Annotated in this window: 21 protein-coding genes; 10 read left to right on the top strand and 11 right to left on the bottom strand. The window is 41.4% G+C overall.

Features of this window, described 5'->3' with window-relative positions:
• Positions 1-61 precede the first annotated feature (61 nt).
• Positions 62-3,247, bottom strand: a complete 3,186-nt coding sequence (locus HRU23_10120) for a DUF3427 domain-containing protein (protein NRA54489.1) — start codon at positions 3,245-3,247, stop codon at positions 62-64.
• A 147-nt stretch (positions 3,248-3,394) separates the two neighbouring features.
• Positions 3,395-4,372, bottom strand: a complete 978-nt coding sequence (locus HRU23_10115) for an NERD domain-containing protein (protein ID NRA54488.1) — start codon at positions 4,370-4,372, stop codon at positions 3,395-3,397.
• Between the two features lie 304 nt (positions 4,373-4,676).
• Here HRU23_10115 and HRU23_10110 point away from each other — a divergent pair, with 304 nt between their 5' ends.
• The 6 genes from HRU23_10110 to HRU23_10085 are packed head-to-tail and all read left to right on the top strand — an operon-like array spanning position 4,677 to position 7,762.
• Positions 4,677-5,417, top strand: coding sequence for a hypothetical protein (locus HRU23_10110; protein NRA54487.1), 741 nt, complete (start codon positions 4,677-4,679; stop codon positions 5,415-5,417).
• Positions 5,408-5,896 carry a hypothetical protein gene (locus tag HRU23_10105; GenBank protein ID NRA54486.1) on the top strand — a complete coding sequence of 163 codons (489 nt, stop codon included), beginning with the start codon at positions 5,408-5,410 and terminating at the stop codon, positions 5,894-5,896. The genes HRU23_10110 and HRU23_10105 overlap by 10 nt, the downstream gene beginning before the upstream one ends.
• Positions 5,889-6,644, top strand: coding sequence for a hypothetical protein (locus tag HRU23_10100; protein ID NRA54485.1), 756 nt, complete (start codon positions 5,889-5,891; stop codon positions 6,642-6,644). Before HRU23_10105 ends, HRU23_10100 begins: the two co-directional genes overlap by 8 nt.
• Positions 6,645-6,703: 59 nt before the next feature.
• A complete protein-coding gene (locus HRU23_10095; protein ID NRA54484.1) occupies positions 6,704-6,973 on the top strand; it encodes a hypothetical protein in 270 nt (89 codons plus the stop codon).
• 40 nt (positions 6,974-7,013) lie between these two features.
• Positions 7,014-7,211 (top strand): hypothetical protein, encoded by a 198-nt coding sequence (locus HRU23_10090; protein NRA54483.1) that lies wholly within the window; start codon positions 7,014-7,016, stop codon positions 7,209-7,211.
• 56 nt (positions 7,212-7,267) lie between these two features.
• Positions 7,268-7,762 carry a hypothetical protein gene (locus HRU23_10085; GenBank protein NRA54482.1) on the top strand — a complete coding sequence of 165 codons (495 nt, stop codon included), beginning with the start codon at positions 7,268-7,270 and terminating at the stop codon, positions 7,760-7,762.
• Between the two features lie 115 nt (positions 7,763-7,877).
• On the opposite strand, the gene HRU23_10080 is transcribed toward HRU23_10085, so the two are convergent.
• Together HRU23_10080 and HRU23_10075 are read right to left on the bottom strand one after the other, a co-directional pair.
• Entirely contained in the window at positions 7,878-9,188 is a 1,311-nt protein-coding gene (locus HRU23_10080; protein ID NRA54481.1) for a type II toxin-antitoxin system HipA family toxin, read from the bottom strand.
• Positions 9,182-9,463: a helix-turn-helix domain-containing protein gene (locus HRU23_10075; GenBank protein ID NRA54480.1), complete on the bottom strand. Its 282-nt coding sequence runs from the start codon at positions 9,461-9,463 to the stop codon at positions 9,182-9,184. Before HRU23_10075 ends, HRU23_10080 begins: the two co-directional genes overlap by 7 nt.
• A 481-nt stretch (positions 9,464-9,944) precedes the next feature.
• Between HRU23_10075 and HRU23_10070 the strand changes: the two genes are divergently transcribed.
• Positions 9,945-10,376: a hypothetical protein gene (locus HRU23_10070; GenBank protein ID NRA54479.1), complete on the top strand. Its 432-nt coding sequence runs from the start codon at positions 9,945-9,947 to the stop codon at positions 10,374-10,376.
• Between the two features lie 4 nt (positions 10,377-10,380).
• On the opposite strand, the gene merA is transcribed toward HRU23_10070, so the two are convergent.
• The 4 genes from merA to HRU23_10050 all read right to left on the bottom strand — a co-directional run bounded on the left by merA (position 10,381) and on the right by HRU23_10050 (position 13,078).
• Entirely contained in the window at positions 10,381-11,847 is a 1,467-nt protein-coding gene (merA, locus tag HRU23_10065; protein ID NRA54478.1) for a mercury(II) reductase, read from the bottom strand.
• A gap of 28 nt (positions 11,848-11,875) precedes the next feature.
• Entirely contained in the window at positions 11,876-12,202 is a 327-nt protein-coding gene (locus tag HRU23_10060; GenBank protein NRA54477.1) for a heavy-metal-associated domain-containing protein, read from the bottom strand.
• Between the two features lie 34 nt (positions 12,203-12,236).
• Positions 12,237-12,581, bottom strand: a complete 345-nt coding sequence (locus HRU23_10055; protein ID NRA54476.1) for a mercury transporter MerT — start codon at positions 12,579-12,581, stop codon at positions 12,237-12,239.
• Positions 12,582-12,676: 95 nt separating this feature from the next.
• On the bottom strand, positions 12,677-13,078 hold the full coding sequence (locus tag HRU23_10050) for a MerR family transcriptional regulator (GenBank protein ID NRA54475.1): 402 nt from the start codon (positions 13,076-13,078) through the stop codon (positions 12,677-12,679).
• Positions 13,079-13,370: 292 nt separating this feature from the next.
• Between HRU23_10050 and HRU23_10045 the strand changes: the two genes are divergently transcribed.
• Positions 13,371-14,861, top strand: a complete 1,491-nt coding sequence (locus HRU23_10045; protein ID NRA54474.1) for a sensor domain-containing diguanylate cyclase — start codon at positions 13,371-13,373, stop codon at positions 14,859-14,861.
• Positions 14,862-15,254: 393 nt separating this feature from the next.
• A complete protein-coding gene (locus HRU23_10040) occupies positions 15,255-16,139 on the top strand; it encodes a TIGR01777 family protein (protein ID NRA54473.1) in 885 nt (294 codons plus the stop codon).
• A gap of 969 nt (positions 16,140-17,108) precedes the next feature.
• Here the strand turns inward: HRU23_10040 and HRU23_10035 are convergent.
• Entirely contained in the window at positions 17,109-18,137 is a 1,029-nt protein-coding gene (locus HRU23_10035) for a hypothetical protein (GenBank protein NRA54472.1), read from the bottom strand.
• A 14-nt stretch (positions 18,138-18,151) separates the two neighbouring features.
• Complete coding sequence (locus tag HRU23_10030; GenBank protein ID NRA54471.1) at positions 18,152-18,769, bottom strand: hypothetical protein; 618 nt, start codon at positions 18,767-18,769, stop codon at positions 18,152-18,154.
• A gap of 1,104 nt (positions 18,770-19,873) precedes the next feature.
• Between HRU23_10030 and HRU23_10025 the strand changes: the two genes are divergently transcribed.
• Positions 19,874-20,716 carry a PEP-CTERM sorting domain-containing protein gene (locus tag HRU23_10025; GenBank protein NRA54470.1) on the top strand — a complete coding sequence of 281 codons (843 nt, stop codon included), beginning with the start codon at positions 19,874-19,876 and terminating at the stop codon, positions 20,714-20,716.
• Between the two features lie 1,283 nt (positions 20,717-21,999).
• On the opposite strand, the gene HRU23_10020 is transcribed toward HRU23_10025, so the two are convergent.
• On the bottom strand, positions 22,000-22,149 hold the full coding sequence (locus HRU23_10020; protein NRA54469.1) for a hypothetical protein: 150 nt from the start codon (positions 22,147-22,149) through the stop codon (positions 22,000-22,002).
• Between the last annotated feature and the right edge of the window lie 942 nt (positions 22,150-23,091).

The following is a 23,091-nucleotide window of genomic DNA, read 5'->3' as shown; positions in this document are numbered from 1 at the left end:
CATCGAACGATTCGGGCGACTATATTTCGATTTTGAACGATAGCCCCCCAACGAGCACCCATCACCCAACCGCCAATTTTGCCGTGTCATGCCACATGCTGGCTGGCATTGGGTGTTGTAGCTGCCAAGTGATATTCATTGGTTGGCTGCCATCGTGTTTTGCGTAGTTAATCGGTCCAAAATTAACAAATCCCATGGTTCTTTTATTTTCGTCTTTGGCTTGTTCGCGTACAAATAAGATAATTTGTTTGTTGGTCTTTAGGTGTTCGATATAACTCAAGCCTTTGCCGCGTTCGGGGCGAGCGCTATTTTGTGACTGCCAGTGGAACAGTTTTTCGCTTATTGCGTAGTCGTGATACATGGTGGTTGGTGAGAACTGTTTTTCACATTTTTTAAGCGTGACAAACAGCAATTCGGTGTTTTGATTGGGCAAGTTTAAAACACCTTCACGCGAGGGTGATTTTTTATCGAATGTGCTTGCGCCAAAGCCAGACAATATCTGTTCACGGGTATAACGAGCATGAATTTTCAACGCGCTTAATTGGATATTGTCATTGCTTAGCATAGGGATCTCTGCATGATGAATACGGTTAATTAGCAATGTTATTACATCGATTAATTCTTGCTGTAATTGCGGGTGAATTAATGCCTTTAAGCTCTGTTGTAACGAGCTAAATCCTAGTTTAGGCCCAGTTTTTTCCCAGAAATTATAGTGGCACATTAGTGCAAACTGGTTGGCGTTGGGTAAGGATGAATCAAAACAGAAGTTGTCGCGGCACAGATCTTTGATAAAGGTTAAATAATAAATTGAACTGCACGCCAGCAGGTGGTTGTTGATGGCGCGGTAGTAAGCTTTTGTCAGGTCGTCACTCTTCTTATTAGTGCCACTAGCTTCGTCCACTTGGGTATGATTACTGGAGACTAATGTTGTCCAGCCACCTTGCTTATCTATTTTTAAACGATAGATGTCTTCTAATGTGATATTGGGATGAATATGCAAGAAGTTGGCTAAGGTTAATGGCAAGTCGCTATGTTGTGGGTAGCTATTGATTAGGCCCAGCAGGCGATTTTTGTTGAGCGTCGCTTGCCTAATATTTCTCAAGATCATTTCCTGAGTTTTTTCTTGCAGTTCAATGCGGCAGCTTAATGGTAAATTCGGAAAGCCGTCGTTGATTTCTTTTGATATTGATAGATTGGTTTTACCGACTAATGCGCGAAACTTTTGTGAAAAATCATACTCACTGCGGGCATTGCCAACAAAATCTAATACGGTGCAGCATTCCTTGCCATCGTTTAGGCGTAAGCCACGACCTAGTTGTTGCAAAAATATGGTTAGGCTTTCAGTTGGACGTAAAAATAATAAAGTATCGACTTCGGGTATATCGACTCCTTCGTTAAATATGTCGACTACAAACAAGATATTGATTTTCCGTTGGCGTAGTAGTTGCTGTTTTATTTCACGATCTTTACTGTTGTCACTGGTTAATACATCGCAAGCTATGCCGTGGAGTGTGAGTTTTTTCATCATGTAGTTTGCATGATCTTTACTAACACAAAAAGCCAGTGCTCGCATGGCTGAAATGTCGGTGATTATCTCGTTTAAGCTCAATAAAATCCGTTTAACCCGCTGCTCGTTGTGCGTATAGACATTGCTTAACTCACTGACATCATAACGGCCTTTATTCCAAGTCACCTGACTTAAATCGGTTTCGTCGTCGATCCCAAAATATTGAAATGGCGATAAATGTCTTTTGTTGATAGCTTCTGGCAGCCTGATTTCGGCGGCAATTACGCCACAAAAGTCGCCAAGAATATCGGTGCCATCGTGGCGCTCTGGGGTGGCGGTTAAACCCAGTAATATCTGAGGGTTGAATTTATTTAATATACCGCGGTAGCTGTTTGCGGCAATGTGGTGTACTTCGTCGATGATGATGTAATCAAAAAAGTCGCTCGATAAATTGAGACTATCTACCGCGTTATTAATGCTTTGAATTGACGCAAATAGTTGGTTGTAATGGTTAGGCTTGTGATTACCAACCCATAGCTCACCAAAATTACTGTCTTTTAATACGCCGCGAAAAGCACTTTGGGCTTGTTGTAAAATCTCTTGGCGATGGGCAATAAATAAAAACTTAGCCTGTGGGTTTTTATTATAAAAGCGCGCAAAGTCAAAAGCCGAGATAATAGTTTTACCCGTGCCCGTTGCTGCAACAACCAAGTTACGATAGCGATTGTGCAGCTGACGTTCTGTTTGTAGTTGCTCTAAAATTTCTTGCTGGTGCGGAAAAGGCTTTATTTCAAAGTGATAGCTGTGGTGATTGCTGTAACTGCCTTTGGCTTCTTTTAAGGCGTTATGAAGTTTTTCTTTGCTGGTGGCTTTACCGTCAAATAGTTCAAAATCACTTGATTGCCAATAGGTTTCGAAGGTACTTAAGGACTTCTCGATAATGTGTGGTATTTCTTGAGAAGTAATTTTTAAGTTCCACTCTAAGCCACTGGTTAGCGCCGAATGCGATAAGTTGGACGATCCGATGTAACCAGTGTGAAATTTACTATCGCGAATGAATAAGTATGATTTGGCGTGTAAGCGTTCACGTTGGGTATTGTAACTGAGCTTAACTTCGGTATTTGGCAACGCGGCTAAAAACTCAACCGCTTTGGCATCTGTAGCGCCCATGTATGAGGTGGTAATTATTCTTAATTGTTTACCGCTGTGAGTAAAGTCTTCAAGTTCTTTTTTGAAAATTCGAATACCCGTCCATTTGATAAATGAGACGAGCCAATAGATTTTGTCTGATGATTTAATCTCGCGTTTTAGTTCTGCCTCAAGCGATATTCCGGCATTGCTACCACAAAACAACTCGCTTTGAGTAAGCCCAGTTAAGGGAAATATAGAGTCGGTATATTTCGGTAAATCAGCAGCAATGGGGTTTGATTTATCAAACAGTGCGGTGAGAATTTTACCTTGGCTATCGATGAGATTTTCACTGATAAAAGCATCATCGTTAATATGCGTTTTAAGCCACATCACTAAATCGTTGGCTAGTTTGATTTGAGCGAGTAAACGCTCGTCACTCGCAGGCACTGCATCAATGGCAAAAGCCATTACCCGATTAAGAAAGCGCGATAACCACGTTGATGCCTCTGCTGCTTCAAGTTGACGCTCACCGACATAAAACTTATCTCGATTGAGATTTTTTTCAATAAGTTGGGTAATAAGCTGTTCGTAGATGCCTGTTTGATTCATTTAGTGTTATTAATTTATTGGTTTTACTAAATATATCAAACAATAGGCAATAAAAAACCCCTCAGCGGCTTTCTTATGTTTAAGAAAGCCGAGCGGGGCCGTGTTACTTGTTGTATTAATGATATTTTGAACTGCGGCAAGTATTTCTTAACTAATTTCGTATTTAGTTTGTTGGTCACAATCGGTGCAATTTAAGCTGTAATTATTCTTTCTTTTGCTGACTTTCGCTTGCTTGCTGTTGCAATGCGGGCAGGGCAGTTTCATCGCGGTATTACCGCTGCACTGCTGGCATTTTAGGTAATATCCATACTTGCCGTGGCTGGGTACTAGCTGTGTAGTTGCTTGGCACTTTGAGCAACATAGATTAATGGCGTTTGATTTAGTGGCGGGCAGCTCAATTTTAGGCGTATCTTTTATTTCCGATACCACGTTTGGTTCTGTGGGGTTCTCATTGATCAATGCTGTTGGTTGTTTGCCATTAGAAATGTCTTGGCTTAGCAAAAAATCACTAATTGACGCCATTTCATCAGCTGAAAAATTTGGGCGAGTATCTATAAAATTAAGCTTGTTAATAATCTTATGTCTTAGTTTCATTATCTTTTTAAGTTTGTCGACTAAAAACTCCGATTTTACCAGTTGTTCTGAAATGTCGGCAGGCATTTCAGAACGATCGATAATTGCGTTGCTGGAAATAGCACAAACATTGTGCCAGCAACGACCACCAAAACTTTGTTGTTGGAATAATGATTTACCTAAGATTTTATCTCGGTGTTGAAACATGAGATCTCTTAAGAGTGCTTGCTGTAATTCAACTTGTTTGATTGGCGACGGCATGCCTTGCCATTTCCCTTGGTAACTACGGGACCATTCTTGTTGTTTATTGACCGCAACTTCACCAGTAATACTTTTTGACTCAATCAGGATGAAACCATACGGGTAAAGAATGAGATGATCGATTTGAGCGGTTTCGTCGTTGTAGCAAAATTTGAGATCATTAAAAACTAATACTTGCTCGTGATCTTTGAAACTTCTTCGCAGATAAAATGCCACATCTTGTTCTTGTTTTAGACCTGCTTTAGCGGTTGCCGAAGTGGCGTTAATAGAAGACTTATCCTTTAAGATCAAAATGTAATCCCTTGTATTCGATACCGATTGATGGATGTGAGAGTACCATAACTGGGATTGCTTTAGTTGATTTTAAAAACAATTACGATAAAACCACACCGTGATCTTGCCAACCTAATCATTCAACTATTAAGAGTTTTTTGCTTAATGATGCGGTGCTTCTAGCCATTTTTGATTAGCAAGAGTTCCGAAGAGTAATATAAATATCGATGTGTATGTTGGTTAGTTAGTTGAGAAATAAATGTTTTATCTAATTGTTTTGTATATATAATGCATCTTTTTTCTGCAAGGGATGCCAATGAGTTTGTCACCAGAAATTTCGGCCAACCAATCTGAGCCACTAACGTTACCAATTAACTCCACTTTAGATGATGAATCCCGGGGCAACAGCACAGCGGTAGACGCTTCGAGTGTAATCCCTTCAAAAATTAATAACACTCTTTCACACCGTGCTATATTCGATCCCAGTGTGACTGGCCGTGAATTGCAGCTTATGGAAAAGGTGCGTCGAAAAATACGCTTGTGCGATCCGCGAGGCGTTTATTTTTATCGGCATATCCCATGTGGCTGGTTTGCTAGTTTCTTACATCTTTTCACGCTGCTAATCTCAGTTGTTTTACTCTCTTCTTTACTGGTTGCCAGCTATGCGGCAACAGCCCAAGTCGCAGTTGTTGGGGTTGGTTCGGTAACTAATGTTACTGTTATTGATGCTCTTGAGTTATTTTTTGTTGGTTTGATTATTGTGACTGCACTTTATAGTTTAAAGGGTAAAACTCGACATTATTCGGTGAAACGCTATGGCTTGGCGATGTTAGCGAATGCTTTTAACCGGGTGTTATTTAGTTATTGTAAATTAGCGATTTATTTCGGTGCTTTGGTAATGGTTGCCATTTTGATAAATGAAAAAGATGCTCCTTTTGTATTGGGGCGTTTAATGAATGGTGTAACAGCAGATGTTTTGAGTGTTGTTAGTTCATTGCTGAATATTATAATTTTTTATCGGGCATTTTCTTCTTGTCATGAGGAGTTGTCATTATGCGATTAATTATATTGAGTGTGCTGCTGTGTTTCGTTGTGGTCAATGCCAATAATGCACAGGCTAAGGTGTCATTACATAGCGATTGCAAGGAATACGAAGAGATGGTGTCATCATCATTTGTATTGTTTAGTAAAACAGAGCTTATCGAGTTAGGGGCTTGTACTGGTGTCGCGCTATTAAAAGATCATCGACTATCTACGCTGGGTGATTCTTGTAAAGAAGCGCTAGAAGCGAACAGCGCCTTAGGTATTGCTACCTTGACTAAGGTAGAGGCGATTAAAGTGGGACAATGTGCAGGGGTGATTAACTATATTTATGGTCGCTATCATGACGAGCGTGTGGGGTATTCATCGTATAGCCGTCGCGGTTATGTCTATTCTTGTATCAAAGGTTATGAAGCGGTGAATTTGTTATCAGAGAAATCGCAGCGAAGATATAGTCGAAACGATGTACGTGATTTGTTATGTGATCGCTACAATGGTTAATCATAAAATTATCGATACTGAAGAGCTCACTATTGGGCAGTTTGCCCTGAGATTCTTGGCTCAAGATAGTAGGTTGAAATTACCAAAAAAAATTCATGATATGTTACAAAATGTGCTGACAAAGCGCAGCGGTGACGCACTTCGTTATCGTGAGGTTATCGTGCTTAAAACGGTGGTTAAGAATCCCACCAGCAAAGATACTGATCGTCATTTGGTGATCCGCAACCGTAGCCATGCCATATTTAATATTTTATGTTTGTACGCTTTTATGGAGACAAAAAATATTAAGCAGTTGTTTCAACATTATTATGAAACGAGGAATGGAGTTGGAACACGTGATTTTTCGATGCTTTATCAGCAGCAACAGTCGCAATATTTGGCCTATTTTTGTTTTGGTATTGATATGGAGCGAATTGAGGTAATTGAACAACACTTGCTTGATCCTAAGTTTGATTTGTTTACCCAAAAATTACCCTCGCCTTTTTATAGCGAGAATCTAGATGATTTGTCACCGTTGTTAGTGATGGTGGGTGAAGGGATCGATTGGGCGAGTTATCAGCAGTTGTATCAGCAAGCCGAAGACTGTTTTGAGAAAAAGGACTTTAGTCGCGCGAAGCTGTTGTTAACTCAGCTTGAGCAGCAAGCGGTGGTAATACTGCCTGTGGTTGACTCGTTGCGACGTAAAATAAAAAATATTGAAGATGAATCCCAAGAAGCGTTCGATTATTTACAACAAATTTTAAACTAATCCTTGGTTGTGCCCGGCACAATCTCATGATGGCTCCAGTTAATTAATTGGAGCATCTTATGCACACCCTAGAAAAATTATTCTCAAGTTTTCCCCCTCAAGTTTCAGTTCGCTATTTGTCGCGTGCCTTTTATTTATTAGATCAGCTTAATGCAGGTACTAATTTGAAAATTTTAGGCGGGCGTTACTTGCAGCAAAATAGAAGATTTATTCGTTTCAAACTAGGTCATTACCGTCTGATTATCAAAAATGACAGCGGTGTGATTAAGCCGCAAGTATTTCTTCACCGTAAAAATTTAGAAAGCTATATCAAGCGAAGGTGTAGCTAATTGGTTGCACTTAATTAATTTTTTTAGAAGGAAGTTAAAAATGATTGGATGGAAAATAGTTGCGCGTGTATCAACAATTGATGGTGTGTATGAGTCTCTTGAGGAAGTCGCTTGTGAGGTAGTTGGAATGCCGTTTTACACTCAAGGTCTAGTTTTGATCCCCGTTTATCACGATAAGGTTATTAAAATGTCTTCCCATAATGAATTTGGACATATCAAAGTGTTGGAACGTAAATAAGGAATAGGAATATGCAGTTAAATACAGAGATTCATCATGCTAAAACAGCACCATTAATCCCCTGCACTGAGCGTTTCATAGCTTTTGAGCCAGAAGTCGCCTTGCTTAATTTTGATAAGTTGAAATGGAAGTTAACCAAGTCATCAGAAAGTAGCTGGAGCGATAGTTTATGTGACTTTGCTGAGTGTGAATATCGCAAGTTGTTGTCGCTTAAGAAATGGTATCCGAAGTTGTCATTTGTACCGAGCAAGTTGGTGGATAAGTTTTGGCACGAGCATATTTTAGATACCCAAAGTTATGCTGACGACTGTAATGCAGTGTTTGGTTATTTTGTTCATCATTATCCATACTTTGGAATTTATGGTGATGATGATCAAAAGAGCTTGCAAGCTGCGTTTGACGAAACTGTGCTGTTATATGAAAAGCATTTTGGGGCTTTTCCTACCAATGAGTTGTTTGGAGGCCAATCGTTAGAGGCATCACGCTGCGAGGGGCATGCATGCCATGCACCAAGCACTTGTGCGTGTCGCTCTCCGGGTGCGTGTAAGTAAATATAGTGAATGTAAGCGCCAGAAATGGCGCTTTTTTACTAAGCAGAGTAATTTAAAAAGTCGGAAATAATTAACAACCATTACAAACATCTCGACGAAAAATAAAGTTAAGTACTTAAAGTCGCTTAGCTCTTTCTAATACACCATCGAAGATGGTTTCACTTATTTTCGTGGGGAAATTCTTAGGAAGATTGGCACGTACGGTTGCGATTGCTAAAGGGGCTTGTTGTTTGAAATTTTGCAAGATGTCTTGCATGGCTTCTTGGCTAAAGCCGCAAGCTTTGGCTGTGGCAATAAAATGCCTAGGAAAAATTCGCTCCCACAAATAAGTGCCTTTGGCAGTGGTTGGAGAGTTTAATTTCATAGCCATTTTTATTTCCCGCTTGTTTAGCCCCTTACTGCCCATCACAGGATAGACGGACATAATGTCGTACAGCGGCGTTAACTGATATCCGCCTTTTGGGTTGATAAAAATAGAGAAATTTTTAGCATGACCATCAGATGCTGCCAATAGCCAGAATAAAACTTGAGACATCATAAAGGTTGCTCTGTCTCGCTGTGGTTGGTCTGATCCAAGGAGTACGTTCATAATATCTTTAATGTCAGGGCCGCCATCAGATTGATACTTTAAACCACTTGGCTTATTGAGTATTTGGCAAAAGTCTTCTTGCGGAAGGCGCATTATCCATTGATTATCACTAGATTTTTTTCGATCGAAGCGTTGAACAGATAATACTTTTACATCACCAACGTTTAATATGTTGCAATGTGCTGTAGGTAATCCAAAAGCGTGAGATAACTGCATGCACACGAGCTCGTTTTCGACACTGTCGGTCATATCTAATGTATGAGAATGGCTCACAATAGTGCCGATTGGTAATTTTAGAATATGGGTTGTAGGTGTCGATCCAGTGGGTAAATACCATTGGTCATTCAAATTTAATAAGGCTGTTTTTTCCTGCGCTCCTGCGATAGAAATACGAAAATCATCGTTCTCTTTGAGCATGCCTAACGGAATATTGGACTGGTAACCTTTTATTATTTTCACTAACGCGCTGTCGGTAAGTGATTTTTTTGTTATTTTTTTAATATCAGGTGCTTGATAATTTGCAGGAATGAGCTGTAGTGCTCCTATACTGTCTTGTCCTATCGCTGATAATAAATCAAAAGGCTGGGTTGAGTTTGCATGGTGTCTCGTTACAATTCGGTCTCTAACTTGACTATTGTCAGGTAATAAATTATCGAAATAATTGTAGACCTCATCGCCAATGTAAGGAGACTGACGCAAGGGCATTGATAACGAAATTGGCCGTGAATTTTGGTTTGTTAGCCATTTTTTGCTGTAGGTAAAAGAATGTGTTCCTTGCGGGTTTTTGCTAAAAATACCGACATGATAACCATTCATTAGCACGTTTAAATCTACCATTCTTCATTCCACTCAGTCGGCGTTTGATCTTGTGTTGAGTTATTTGGTAACGAATTATGGTGCTGGCTTCTTGGGGTTATGTTGAGTTCTAGATTGAGTGCTGACAATAATTTAAACATTGTATCTATTTGGGCATTAGCAGAGGACATTTCGAATTTTGAAATAGTATCTTGTTTTATGCCGACTGTACTGGCTGTTTTATTTTGTGAAATTCCCTGACTTTTGCGGGTATCTTTCAAAAAACTACTTAATTGTTTAGCTGTCGTTATTTTCATGATGGCACCAATTACACTAAGCGATGGAATTTATTTACCCGCTATAGGGGGTAAATGCAACTTTACCCCCTGAAGCGGGTAAAAGTCAAATTACCCGCTCTAGGGGGTAAAACTGGGAGTTATTCAATATTGGTAAACGGTTAGCCAGTTTTTGTTGGGTAGAGTGTGCGTAACGAGCTGTTATTATCGGTTTTACTTTCTCAAGTATTCTATAGGGTATTGCCATCGACCAGCATGGCTCACACTTTAATGCGCATAAAAGTGTGATAAAACTACACTTTATTGCGCTTAAGCGGTGAGTGGTGTGTTTTTGTTCAACTGAAGCCACTTAGTTTAAACCGCTTACATCGGGCCGGAAGCACAAGTTTTACAGCACCGTTTTACGATAGTATTTTATAATAGCGATTAAATTTAACGGCTCAGCTATGCTCTGTTTTTAGCGCATAATTGTCGCAAGATCTATTAACAGTAGGAATATTTTATGGCACAAGTTAGTTTAGACGATTTAACCGAAGCGTTAGAAATGGTGGCGTCGGGTGAGAGCTGTGGCATTGAAACATTAGCTTATGTTTGCTTGAAAACTGGCAAGGTTTGGGTGACGGGGGCTGATGATGACTTGTGTGAAGATGAAGACTTACCTAGTGATTTATCGGATAACGAGCAATATGTTATGGCACCTGATAAAAGCGAGCTGGATCTTGGCCGTGATTTAGCGTTGAGTTTTATTGAGCAGAGTTTGCCGCAGCAATTAGATCGCGCTTATGGGTTCTTTCGTCGCAAGGGAGCTTATGGTCAGTTTAAGCGTTTGTTAAACCAGCATGAACTGATGGATGACTGGTATGATTTTGAGCAGCAACATATTAAATTAGCGCTAAAACGTTGGTGTGAGTCGCACCATTTAGCGCTGGATTAATTATTCACCCCGCGCAGCAAGACAGTTGCGATACGTCTTGATTAAAGGTTTGTGCGCACAGCTTTAGGCCTTCGGCCATGGTTAAATACGGAAACAATTGCTGGGCCAATGCGCTTATGGTCATGTTATTAACAATGGCTAGCGCGGCGGTTTGAATTATTTCACCACCGTTATGCGCTAATATTTGGGCCCCAATTAATTGTTGATTGTCACTATTGATCACTAGCTTGATAAAGCCTTGAGTGTCGAAATTTACGATGGCGCGTGGCACTTGGTTTAAATTTAATTGTCGACTGGTGGTCGCAATGCCCATGTGGGCGGCTTGAGTTTCGGTTAGGCCTACTGTGGCCACTTGTGGCTCAGTAAAAATAACCGCTGGCATGGTCGACAGTTCAAGGCTGGCTTGGCCACCAGTCATGTTAATGGCCGCGCGGGTGCCTGCGGCGGCAGCCACATAAACATACTGCGGCAGGGTGCTGCAATCGCCTGCGGCGTAGATGTGTTCAACATTGGTTTTTAATTGGGCGTCGGCAATAATGGCCTGTTGCTGATTGGTCGTTACGCCTGCTTTTTCTAAAGCCAGTGGTGCCGTATTAGGCTGGCGCCCCGCGGCAATCAGCAGTTTGTCACAAGTTAATCGGCCATTATTTAACAGCAACTCAAAAGTGCCATCGCTAAAGGTCACGGCTTGCGCTTGGGTTTGGGTTTTTACCACCATGCCTTGTGCTTCAAGCGCTTGTTGCAGTCCTGCGCCTAGTGCTGGATCTTGCTTCGATAACAAAGAATGACGAGCTAATAGCGTAACTTGAGTACCTAATTGTTGATAAGCCTGCGCTAATTCAACTGCGACCACCGACGAACCGATAACCACTAAGTGTTTTGGTAAAGATGCCGCGAATATTGCTTGGGTCGATGTCCAATAAGGGACTGAATTTATGCCTTCAATGTTTGGGATGTAAGGCTGTGCGCCAGTGGCAATTAAGATCCGATCGGCGGTTAATTCGCTGCGGTTATCATCGGCGTGAGTGATCGTTAAGGTGGTGCTATTTTTAAATTTAGCGCGGCCATTAATTAATGTTAGGGCCGGGTTGCGGGCTAAAATTTGTTGATATTTAGCCGTTCGCAGTTGTTCTACTTGTGATTGTTGCTGCTGTACCAGTAATTCTCGGTCAATTATTGGTGGCTGATTTGTAAGGCCACAAAACGGATTATTGCGCTGTTGTTGGGCAAACTGGGCACTGCGGATCATGATTTTAGACGGTATGCAGCCGACATTAACACAGCAGCCGCCTAAGGTGCCCGCTTCAATGATAGTGACTGTGGCACCTTGCGCTGCGGCTTTTATCGCGCAGGCAAAAGCAGCCGAGCCGCTGCCGATTATCGCGACATGCAGTGGCTTTTTTTGATGGTTTGGCGGCGAGCTAGCATTTATTTTCGTTGCCTCGATTTGATCTGAAATGTTATCGGTCATTGGTCACTCCAATGGGGGGTTAATCGCATTATTGCTGGTGCGCTGGGTAGCCTGAGTTAGTGACAGCGGCAGCGATTTTGTCGATAGTGGTAATGGTGGGGTCAAAGCTCACCATTGCTGTTTTTGTCGCGTAATCGACCCAGGCTGAATTAACGCCATTGACGCGTTCAAGCGCTATGCGAATAGTGATAGAGCATAGCTGGCAGGTCATTTTTTTGATTACTAAGACGACATTTTGCTCGTTAGTTGTTGGCGGTTGGCTGGCCAAAGGCGTTGTCGATAGCGTGCCTGACCACAGCGGTGAATTTAGTAAACCGATGATAAGTAGCAGTGCGAAAGTTATGGTTTTTTTCATGCTGGGCCTCATGCCTTTGGTGAATAACTGAAAATTAACCAATGAAATAGCCAGCGTAATACGGAAAACTCAACATCGCGATGATGATCATGCTTACGATGATAAAAATGATCTTTTGATTTTTTAATATCTGGGTTTGTTGGCAAACCGCGCCTGGCTCACAGCGTGGCGGTATTAAATATAATTGACGAAAGGCCATTGTTAAGCTCAATAACGCCGCTATCGCGAAATAACCGCTGTAGGGCTCCATCGCGGTTAGGCTGCCGATCCATGCACCACCAATACCAAGTGATAACAACAGCAATGGAACCACGCAGCAAACCGAGGCACCAATGGCTGTTAGGGCTGCTGCGATTAATGAATGATTTGGACTTACCATAATGATACTCACTGTCGATAGCGGAGTTTGTTAGCTTACACTCTGGGCTATGGTACGGAGTCAAGACTTGGCTGGTGTTGTTTGTACTGATTGCTTTAGCATTTTTTGTGCGTCAGCGCCTCAACAAAGGCACAGTGCTGGTTTGATTGCTGACGTTGGCAATCGTTTATCATGTGATCTAAAACACCTTGGATTGTTTGCAAACCTTCGATCTGGTGTTGGATCCGTTGGCGTTTCTCAGTGGCTAATGCTTGAATGTCGTCACAATGGCTGCTGCCCAGCGCCAGTAGTTGTTGAATTTCTTTTAAGGAAAAACCGAGCTGCTGCGCGGATTTAATAAAACGAATACGCTCGATGGTTTGCGCAGAATATTGGCGATAGCCGCTGCTTGGCTTAGCCGGTTCGATGATTAATTGGATTTTCTGATAATAACGGATCGTTTCAATATGAACCCCCGCTGCGGTGGCCAGTTTACCAATTGTTAGTGTTTTTTCCATGCTCAGCCCGTTGTTTAATCGACAGCTCTGTTCAAAATAACATGATACGGCGCCGTATTGGTGATTTTAGCTTATTAATCGCTGCACTATTATAAGCGTTAATGCTAATCGCCAAAGTTAGGTTTAAACAGTTAACGGAAACTTAATTGGAATATAATCAATATATTATTGGTGCACTTTTTTTGTACTATTGATCTTTAGTCGTAATTTTTAGTAAAATAAAGGTCATAGATGCCGTTAATTACACGGTAGTAACCACATGCTCGTGGTTGCGATAAATTAGGTGAGTGTAATGCGAGGCATCGTCCGTCGGACAAAATTTTATTTTGAAAAGCACGTCAACACTTTGTCGTCCTTATTGCTTGCTGCGCCTCCAGGCTTGAGTGCTATTTTCTTTTTCTTATTTACCTTATTCGCGACGTATTTGATTGAGCAAAAAGAGTCGGCTGCTGATCAGCTGGTACAGCGTACCATTGCTCAGAATCGGGTCAATGATGTTGCTGGGCTGCTTTCTTCTGAAATGAACGTCAGGTTAAATCTCACCAGTAGCTTGCGAGCGTTTGTGATCACCCGCGACGAGTTTACCCCGCAACAGTTTGATCGCTTTGCGTCATTAATTAAAAACGATTTAGACGGTGTTTCAAGCTTGCAGTTAGCGCCCAACGGCATTGTTACTTATTTAACCGACTTAGAAAATAACCATCAGGCACTTGGTCATGATCTGCTTGCCGATCCAAATCGTCGTTCGCTGGCGCAGCGCTCGATTATGGAGCGTAATTATATTATTTCAGGACCAGTAGACTTACTGCAAGGTGGGCAGGCTATTATTGCTCGGCGACCTATTTATATTTTTGACCAATCGTCTAAAGTCGATAAGTTTTGGGGCTTTGCTACTGTGCTTATTGATATTAATGTGCTGTTAGACGAGGTTGTGGTAGACAAGTTGCGTCAAGATTACGATGTCTCGATTCGTGGCAAAGATGGCCTTGGAGCACAAGGGGATGTGTTTTTCGGTAATGGCGCGGTTTTTAATTCGCCTTTGGCGGCGGCCACGATCTATTTACCTAATGCAAGCTGGCAACTGGCAGTGGCAGCAAAGCTGAATCAGCAACCGCAAGGGCTTATTTATTCTGTGTGGTATTGGTTGGTTGCTGCGTCGATTGCTATCGTCGGCGCCGCGATGGTTTATTCAATAATCGATCGACCTCGCCAACTGAAACATAAAATTTCGCAAGCAACGCTGAAGCTGCAACTTGAAATAACTCAACGGATGCAGGCTGAGAAAAAAATTCGCCATATGGCACTGCACGATGTATTAACTGAGTTACCAAACCGCCGCCTATTTGATGAACTTGGTTTTCAAGCGCTGACCCAGGCTAAGCGTAAGAATGTCACCTTGGCTGTTTTGTTTGTTGATATTGATGGCTTTAAAGCAGTTAATGATTCTTTAGGGCATGCTTTTGGCGATCTGCTGTTAAAAATGATAGCGCTACGATTACGGCAACAGGTTAGAGATCAGGATATTGTGGCACGATTTGGTGGCGATGAATTTGTTGTTTTGTTAACTGACGATTGTCATTTGGCAGGCGCAGAAAAGGTTGCTGCTAAAATTAATGCTGCTATGTCAGCCCCATTTGAAGCCGAGAATGAGCAGGTGCAGGTGAGTGCCAGCATTGGTATTGCAATTTACCCAGAGCACGGCATCACCATGGAGAAATTGGTGGTTAAAGCCGATATCGCGATGTATAACGCGAAAAGTAGTGGTAAAAATTGCTTTAGATAAGTTGGGTTCAGCGGTAGTTTGTTCGATGTAATACTAGAACCGCCACATTCTAGGTTCTAATAACAATGAATTCAAATAAAAGAATAATGTGTAATTGTAATCCGCATAGGTTAGTAATTTTCTTGTACTAGTTAAAATCAACAATAAGGCTACCGCGTCTTGCTTGTACCCCTTACCTACGTCCTGTAAGCAACAGCGTTGCTCTCGCTTATTTCCCCTGCACAACAAGATCACATCTTTAATGCAATTGGCTATAATATCTATTTCAGGTCAGCCATATAAAGCAAGCTAAAGATAAAATATCAGAAGCAGTATCAGTTAGACATTGTCAAATTAGTCTCTCGCCTTGAGCATCAGATTGCCAGTTAGGTACTTGGGGATAAGGAGTATAAAATGAAACTATTAGTTACTGGTGGTACCGGATTTATTGGCTCTGCGTTATGTTCTAGGCTCTTAGCTGATAATCATGAAGTTGTAATACTGAGTAGATCGCCGCAGCTGGTTAAAGCGCCGATGCAAGGGGTCAGTGATTTAAGCCAATTAAATAATAGCCAGGCATTTGATGTTGTAATTAATCTTGCCGGTGAGCCTATCGCCGAAAAACGCTGGAGCCAGAGCCAGCAACAACAGATAATAAATAGTAGGGTCGCAATAACTAAACAACTGATCAGCTATTTTAAAGGCTTAAGTACTAAGCCAGAATTATTTATTAGCGGTTCGGCGATTGGTTATTACGGGATTGGGCAAACCGATGAGCAGATTGATGAAAATTCGGCACCAGATAATAGTTTTTCCAGCCAATTGTGCCAACAGTGGGAAGCCGAGGCGCGTCTGGCACAACAGCTTGGCATTCGCACTTGTTTGTTACGTACCGGCATTGTTTTGGGGCATGGCGGTGCATTGGCTAAAATGCTGCCACTATTTAAACTTGGTTTGGGTGGTCAGATCGGGCAGGGCAAGCAATGGATGTCCTGGGTTCATCTTGATGACTTAATCGGTATTGTTTTATATTGCATCACCGATAATAAGGTCGAAGGGGCGATCAATGGCACCGCGCCAGCACCAGTAACAAATCAGGATTTTTCACGAACATTAGCAGCGGTGTTACACCGGCCTTGCGTTGTCAGGATCCCCGCTATGGTGATTAAATTATTAATGGGGCAGATGGGCGAAGAGTTATTATTGGCGGGGAAAAAAATATTGCCGAAAAAAATAATTGATGCTGGATATCAGTTTAAATATAGCCAAATAAAACAAGCACTATTGGATATTGTCTAGCCCCAGATGACCCTTTAAGGACAGAGCTAGTAACTATTATACCCAAACCACTTGATAATGCAGGAAGCAGAACTTCTCAGGTGAGTTAGTACAAGGCGCAGCATTTTAGGAATGCTCACTGCCTTTCAAACTGAAGCAACGCAGTGATCACTTATCTGAAAAATTCCAGCTGAAATCCTGTAGCTCTAGGAACATGGTTAATTATTATTGGTAAACCTATTGCCATTGATTTAGCAATAAGCTTGGCTCAAAGTCAGGCCACTACCGAGCGATACAAATAGTCTATTTTAAGTTAATCTAACCATACTTAAGTTACTAGTTCTATGCTGGTCTATTTGTATTGGTTTTTCTCGTGTTGGCGACTGCAGTGACCGAGAGTTGAGCTTAAACTTTGTGGCAAAAATCCTGTCGCTGCGCTCAAGGAGAGTGTAGATTTTTATTTAGCTAGTGCCTTGTACAAAGATTTGGTTAGAGAACGGTCTCTCTGGTGAAAGGTCGTGTTGAGAAGTTTATTTAGCTGTAGAAATAGCAAAGGTGCAACACAAGTTGCACCTTTGCTTTCGTTCCCTGAGAGCTGTTAATCCATTTTGCTGAGTATTAAGTCATTTAATACTTTAGCCATCCTAGCTAACCCAATCCTTGGCCCTGTTTCCTTTGACACTATCCTAGTGTCTGTCTTAAATCCTTTCCCTGACGTACCGAGCCACTTCCTGTAACTCTTTTGCTTCCAAGCAGGGATATTATAAAAGAGAATGATAACTAATGTCATTTGATTGTTTGTATAGAGCTGGTGCTGTAAAGTTTTCCCATTCAAAAATTAACAATATATCGTTAAAATACATACCATTACTGGAATTTAATTTTGCTTGTTACTTTTTTTCTACTATTTTTCTCACGTCATTGTGAGATATCTCTTACAAACAAGATCGCTGAACGCTTACTGAATTTGACTGATACTAATAACTTACATTATTTTATCTTAAAAAATACCGGCCGATAAACTTGCCTAACTAATAACAATAATAACAGCGAGAATAACAAACTTAGCCCAGTGGTTCCTGCAAGGCGCTCAATAATGTTTTTATTATCAGAGCCCGGATTAGAAGCTTTTGTCTCTGCGGCATCTAATTGTTGTTCTAATGATAAAAGGGTCGTGTTGAGTGTAGCAATCTGCTGTTGCAAGCCAGATAACAGATCTTGCTGCGCTGGGTATGTTTGAAAGTTATCAAGTTGAGATTTTACTATCAAATCAGTTTCTTTAAGGCCATTAGCTACATGGGCTAATCGGCGCAGCATATCTGCGCGACCTAAAGATATTTTATCGGTTACCACTTCCGAGTCGTAGCCGATTGCAACAGCATTTACAGCGTTACTTGAGAAATAAGCGAACTGATGCTTTTCGTAATCCTTTAGATTCGAATATTCTGTTACGCCTAAATCAGTCACTGAAACCGCTAAAATAGTCGCTCCCTGAGCGGGGATATAAGTACAATATGATGCAACACAAGTGACATGACTCGGCGGATTTGAGCAATTTGGACAATTTGGATCGCTTTCTGATACCCAAGGGTATGAGGTTACCCCATCACCTAATACAGTTAATGATTTAGATAATGATTTAGTTGCTAATGACAGGTAACTATCGCCACCGTTAGCACTATCATTTGCTCCAACATACCAGGTTTTATCTGCACTCAATGTCCCTGTTACATCATGTAATCTTATACGTAGGTTGTTCTCTTTTAGCCGTAACCAACCTGTGGTAGGGATTTGGGCAACTAAACCGAAATCTTCACCATTAATGCAATCCATGCCAATACAGAAATTTCCCCAAGATTCGAGTTTATAATCTGGCCTTGTATTAGGATCTGGATAAAAAACACCAGCGTCATAGCCTTTAACGATAATATTGTCACTTTTGACGACATCAGCAAACGCGGCAGTGGCAAAAGAGGCTAAAAATACCAGTGCACTAAGCGCATTCTTTATTTTAATCACGTTGAATTCTCCTATTACAATTCAGATAGCAGTTCAATTCGAGTAACTAAAGAGTCGATACGATCGCTCAGTGCATTTATTTCTCCAGATAAAGATTGTAACTCAACGTTGAAACTCTGAGTTTGTGCCGCTACTGTCGTACTGACTTGATCTGAAAATTGATTAAACTGGCTGACATTAACAGCGTCATTATCATCGACACCTGCGGCAACATAAGTAATAACACGCTCAGCGCCAGGGCTGCCCACAGAAACGGCTCCTTCTTCTAGCGTGCTGTCGGCTCCTATGGCAATACCGCCACTTTCTTGTGATTGCAGGACCAGCATATTTTTATCTGTATTTATATCTTTGATTACAAAGGTTTGATAAGTATCAAAGCTCGTGTCAATTCCAATTTGCCAATCGTTACTAGGAAAAGAGCTTGAGCTGCTGGTGTCGACGAAGTCAATTCGTGGACTGGTTCCTTTTAGGAGTAAGGTATCGAAATCAAATTCGTGATCAACTTCGCAGGCGCTGCCAATACATGCAGATTCCGAAACAATTAGATCATCATTTATTTGTTCATCAGCATAAAGATTTTGTGCTGAAAGTGAGAGGTAAGATAACGCAAGGAGCTTAATAGAGTGGTTCATATTTTCCGGATGTAACAGTGCTAAAAATGGGCGGGAATTATGCCATAAATAGCGTTAACTTAGTATGCTCTAAGGTCTTGGTTATCTTTTAAAACCCCGCCACTACTGCTTTTGCGCGATGATCGCTGAACTTAAAATGAAATTTGGTCATTTTGTTACTGGCGAATTAAACACCTTTAAAAATTGATGAACGCTGTAATTTTAGTAAGTTACATTGTTTTTATCGATAAAAATAACAGCATTATGTATTGCTTGGCTAGAAGATTAGACCACACCTGAGTGATAAATTTGGTTAACAATAAAGGCAAAAATAAATGATCAAAGATTGGGAAATCAGTTTAGTTTTAGGAAAAAAATTTAATTTGATGGAGTATATAGAAATAAGTGGTGGCACCTCCCTGACTCGAACAGGTGATCTGACGATTATGAGGGCGAGGGACTTAAAGCATCAACATTACCACAGTAACCTAATATTAATCGCTCACCTTAGTCACCATGACCTAATACAACACAGAGGGGAACAGCCCAAGCGTCAACGAACCGTAGCCCCCTGCTAATACCACTGAAATATACCTGTAAAAGACCGAACTAAGGCCGAAATTTTGCTAAAGATTAACCTATCATATATTCCCTGAGCCGTGCCTCTAGCATCAACGAACCATCGAATCTCAGCTATCACCACTGAACCGATATATTTAACTAGAGTACATACATTAAAATTTGCAGCAGGCTCTCTCATGGTAATCCAGTTACGAGCGTATAATAACCATGCTTAATTCAATCAAAGAGCATAGCCTGATATTTTATCCAATTGTCACTACCGCTAACTCTGATTGATTCATTTAAGCTAATTCCCTGACTGGGACCACCTCACTATATTCGTGATGGAATCTCGGAATGAATTGTCAATTAGGTTATATCACAAGGGGATTACCTCTCCAAAGCATGCGGGGGTAGTTATAACGTGCTCCTTGAGTATAACGTACAAAAATGTCAGGTTTTTTTACATCTCCACTATAGCAGGATATTGGTAGCTTAATGCCTGGTTGATATTTATCATCTTTTAACATTAGGAACAAAAATAGCATGTGTAGTGAATGTTAGTTGATTTTGCGAAATTACCAATTCATTAAACCCAATAAAAAAGTAAAAGCCGGGCTTAGAAGTGGCGGTTTCAAGCATTGTAGTGTCATTACTTTGGAGTCTCCGGCACCCGCCGCAGTTCCAGAGCCCAGTACATGGATGCTTCTGGGTGTTGGCGCTGTTTCAATATGGATAAACAACAAGAGACAGTATTTTCACTATAATCAACGGCTTAACCATGGGAGAGGGAAAATGAAAACGAAAAACATACTACGCGATAGTGCTTTATTAATCTTCAGTCTATTGCTCGCAGCGGGGAGCGCACTGGGGGCTCCAAATGACCCCTCAGGTGGCTTGTGCGATAATCTCGACCCTTCGAGCGGACTATTCTCAACTTGTATACAAGCTCATAGCGCCAAAAACCGCATCGAGCATTTGCAGAGCAAGAATGCGTCTGCAAATGCGGTCCTGAAGGCGCATGCCGCCCTAGATGCCTCCATAGCGCAGTACGCTTTGCTGGGCGGGGGAGTGATCCCTGGGTTCGCGCCTCCACCTCAGACGTGCCCATGTTGGACAGCGGCCCAGCTAGAGACGTTGGCCGAGCAAACGTTAAGTTGTGGTGCCGCCACTGCGATAGGTGATTCCTTAGGCTTTGGAATTAGCGGCTGGGATATAGCTGCCACACCGCCTTTTGTTTTCGTAGAGGATTATGAGCAGGCGTACATACCCCGTCCCGCGTTTACACCATCCTGTGCCTTGCACGTAGCGGGGACTCAGGATTTTATCGTCAACCCCATCACAGTAGAACAATGGGATGCGTGTAAAGTCGCGATACTCGCGGAATGCTCAGCAAGAGGGTTTTGATGAGTATAGGAAGAATTAACGCTTGTCTGCAATGAATCCGGAGTTATCGATTAACGGTACCCTCGGCATCTAGCCTGATTTTGAGTTGTTCGCTGACCGCCACGGATGGCTGAAAGCCAAGGCGTTAGACCCCGGAAGCCGTGAGATGATACTGAAGGCTCGGAATGCACTTAGGCGCCAGAGGGGCTCAAAATATCGCAAACTGACATCTTTTGCGTCACTATGCAGGTACTGAAAAATAGTGCGTCCAGCTGGATGCGTAGCTTGTGCGGCAGTTAACTGATTAAGTCAGGCGGATGAATCCGCCTCATCGACCTACTAGGATAGAAAAAGAAGAAGCCACAATTGATTTCTTTGATTTGACTATTAGAAAAGGTTTAGCCAGCGATACGGTGCGAGAAATCAGTAATTGTAAAGGTGACTTTCTTGTCTTCCTAGCGGCTAAGGTTCTAGTTGAATTTGAAAACTAATATGTTCCAGCTTGAGTGAACGGCTTTGACTAGCAGCAAACTAAATTAGGGAATATTCTAGGCCAGTGTATGTTTAGTAGTAGAAGCAGGAAGATTCAGTAAATCACTCTCTAAAATCCATTAGCACGATGATAAAACAGTTCAGAATTGTGAATGTAAAAGTAACTATATTGAGCGGTATTGGAAAATACCAGTGGGTAAAATTCAAGCTGAACGAAAAAATTAGATTTCAAAAAACTCGTGGCCGCGGCGACAGGATCGTCAAAAATTTTAACGTAGTGACAAACCAGCTATGGACCAGCGTTTTCTAAAAGTTGGAATAGTATTTGATAGGTGGTGTTTATAAAGCTTTGTACTACGAAGTATAAGTGGTGCCCTCCCTGACTCGAATTGGTATCGTAACTTATTGTATTTTAATATCTTTATGTTTAGTGTTTTGTTGTGGTGTTACTAGTGGTGTTACTAAAGCGAAAAGTCATAGGGTATTAATCATAAAAAAGCTCCGCTAATTTGCTCCGCATAAAAAATCCTAAGCTACGGAACGCATGAGCCAATCTAAGATGATTACTACGTGTTTAGCATAGTGTCCTGCCATATTGCTATGCGCCTTTGCTGGCATGGCTAAATGTGTCCTACCATTCGTAATGATCAAACAGAAGTTACTTAATAGAGGAACAACAGTTACCGAAACCAGTAACTATTTTACTTTAAAGGCTGTTTTTTATTATTCTACATTGCGACACAAAATGAGATACCTATAGGTCAATAAAGCCAAGGGTTAGACCTATGTTTGATAACTCAAAGATAGAGGCTTTAATTACCAACATCAAGTACAAAGCCAAGTACAGAATCAAGTACAAAGACCCGCAGAATAAGAGGGCTTGAGTGGTGGTGAGCAAGTACTAAAGCAAGTATAAAACCAAGTACAAACCCCAGCAGATAAATAGCGTCTGTATACCGCATTAGTTTGTTGTATCACCCTTTGAATAAATCACAATCAGCTGCCAATTCAGCATTGTTACTAATTACTCATTGCGCAGTTTTAAATTGCGCAGAATGACTGTTGCGCAGCTAATTAAATCAATAATAAGCCCCAAATAAGAAGCTAACCAAAAGGATAAAATCAAGCTATAGGCTAGTTTCATAGCTGCGAACCATTACATTTTGTATTTGCGCACTGCGCAGTTTGTATTGCGCACTTTTTTGCGCAATTAGCTTACGACATAGTGATATTTCATTTAATGGCGAACAGGGAAAGTAATGGATAAGCAAGATGGATTTATCAATATTTTTTGTGATGAGCGTGGCGGAACAGCGGTACGGATTAACATGGGAACCGAGGATAGCAGTAGGCGCTGCCAGCACTCGACATGTACTTGTGATGAAAATGGGCCCACAGGTAAGCCGCTTACAAAGCCACATAGAGCTGACAAGATTCTTTGCCTCTAACTGGCAGCATACCGACATAAGAAACATTAAAGAGTCCAATTCTAGGCTGTAACCCTTATGTTATATGACTTCCACGGAAAGCCCGAAAACCGTAGTTTCCCGCGAGAAACATAATTAACCAACCCTATAGATAACGGGGATTGGAATAAATACTAATAATTGGTACTGAGCAAACCTATCTCCCGTTAATGCAACTGTATTAACAATTAAAGGAGAATATTTTGAAACAAATAACAGACTTACTCACTCAAATCGTCGCACTGGCTTACGCACCAACTATCAACCTAGCAATAATGGCATTCATGCTTTTACCAATAGCCTTTATTGTCTACGTTATTAAAAGCTAACGCCTCTATGGTCTTTACCGAAAAACCCTGAATGCATATTAACATCCATGGAGATCACCTAATAACATCGATGGAGATCATTCAATAACATCCATCAAGATCAGCTAAT

This window comes from Gammaproteobacteria bacterium (genome assembly GCA_013214945.1).
In the GTDB taxonomy this organism is placed as follows: Bacteria; Pseudomonadota; Gammaproteobacteria; order Enterobacterales; family Psychrobiaceae; genus Psychrobium.
This window is presented reverse-complemented; position numbering and strand designations above follow the sequence as displayed.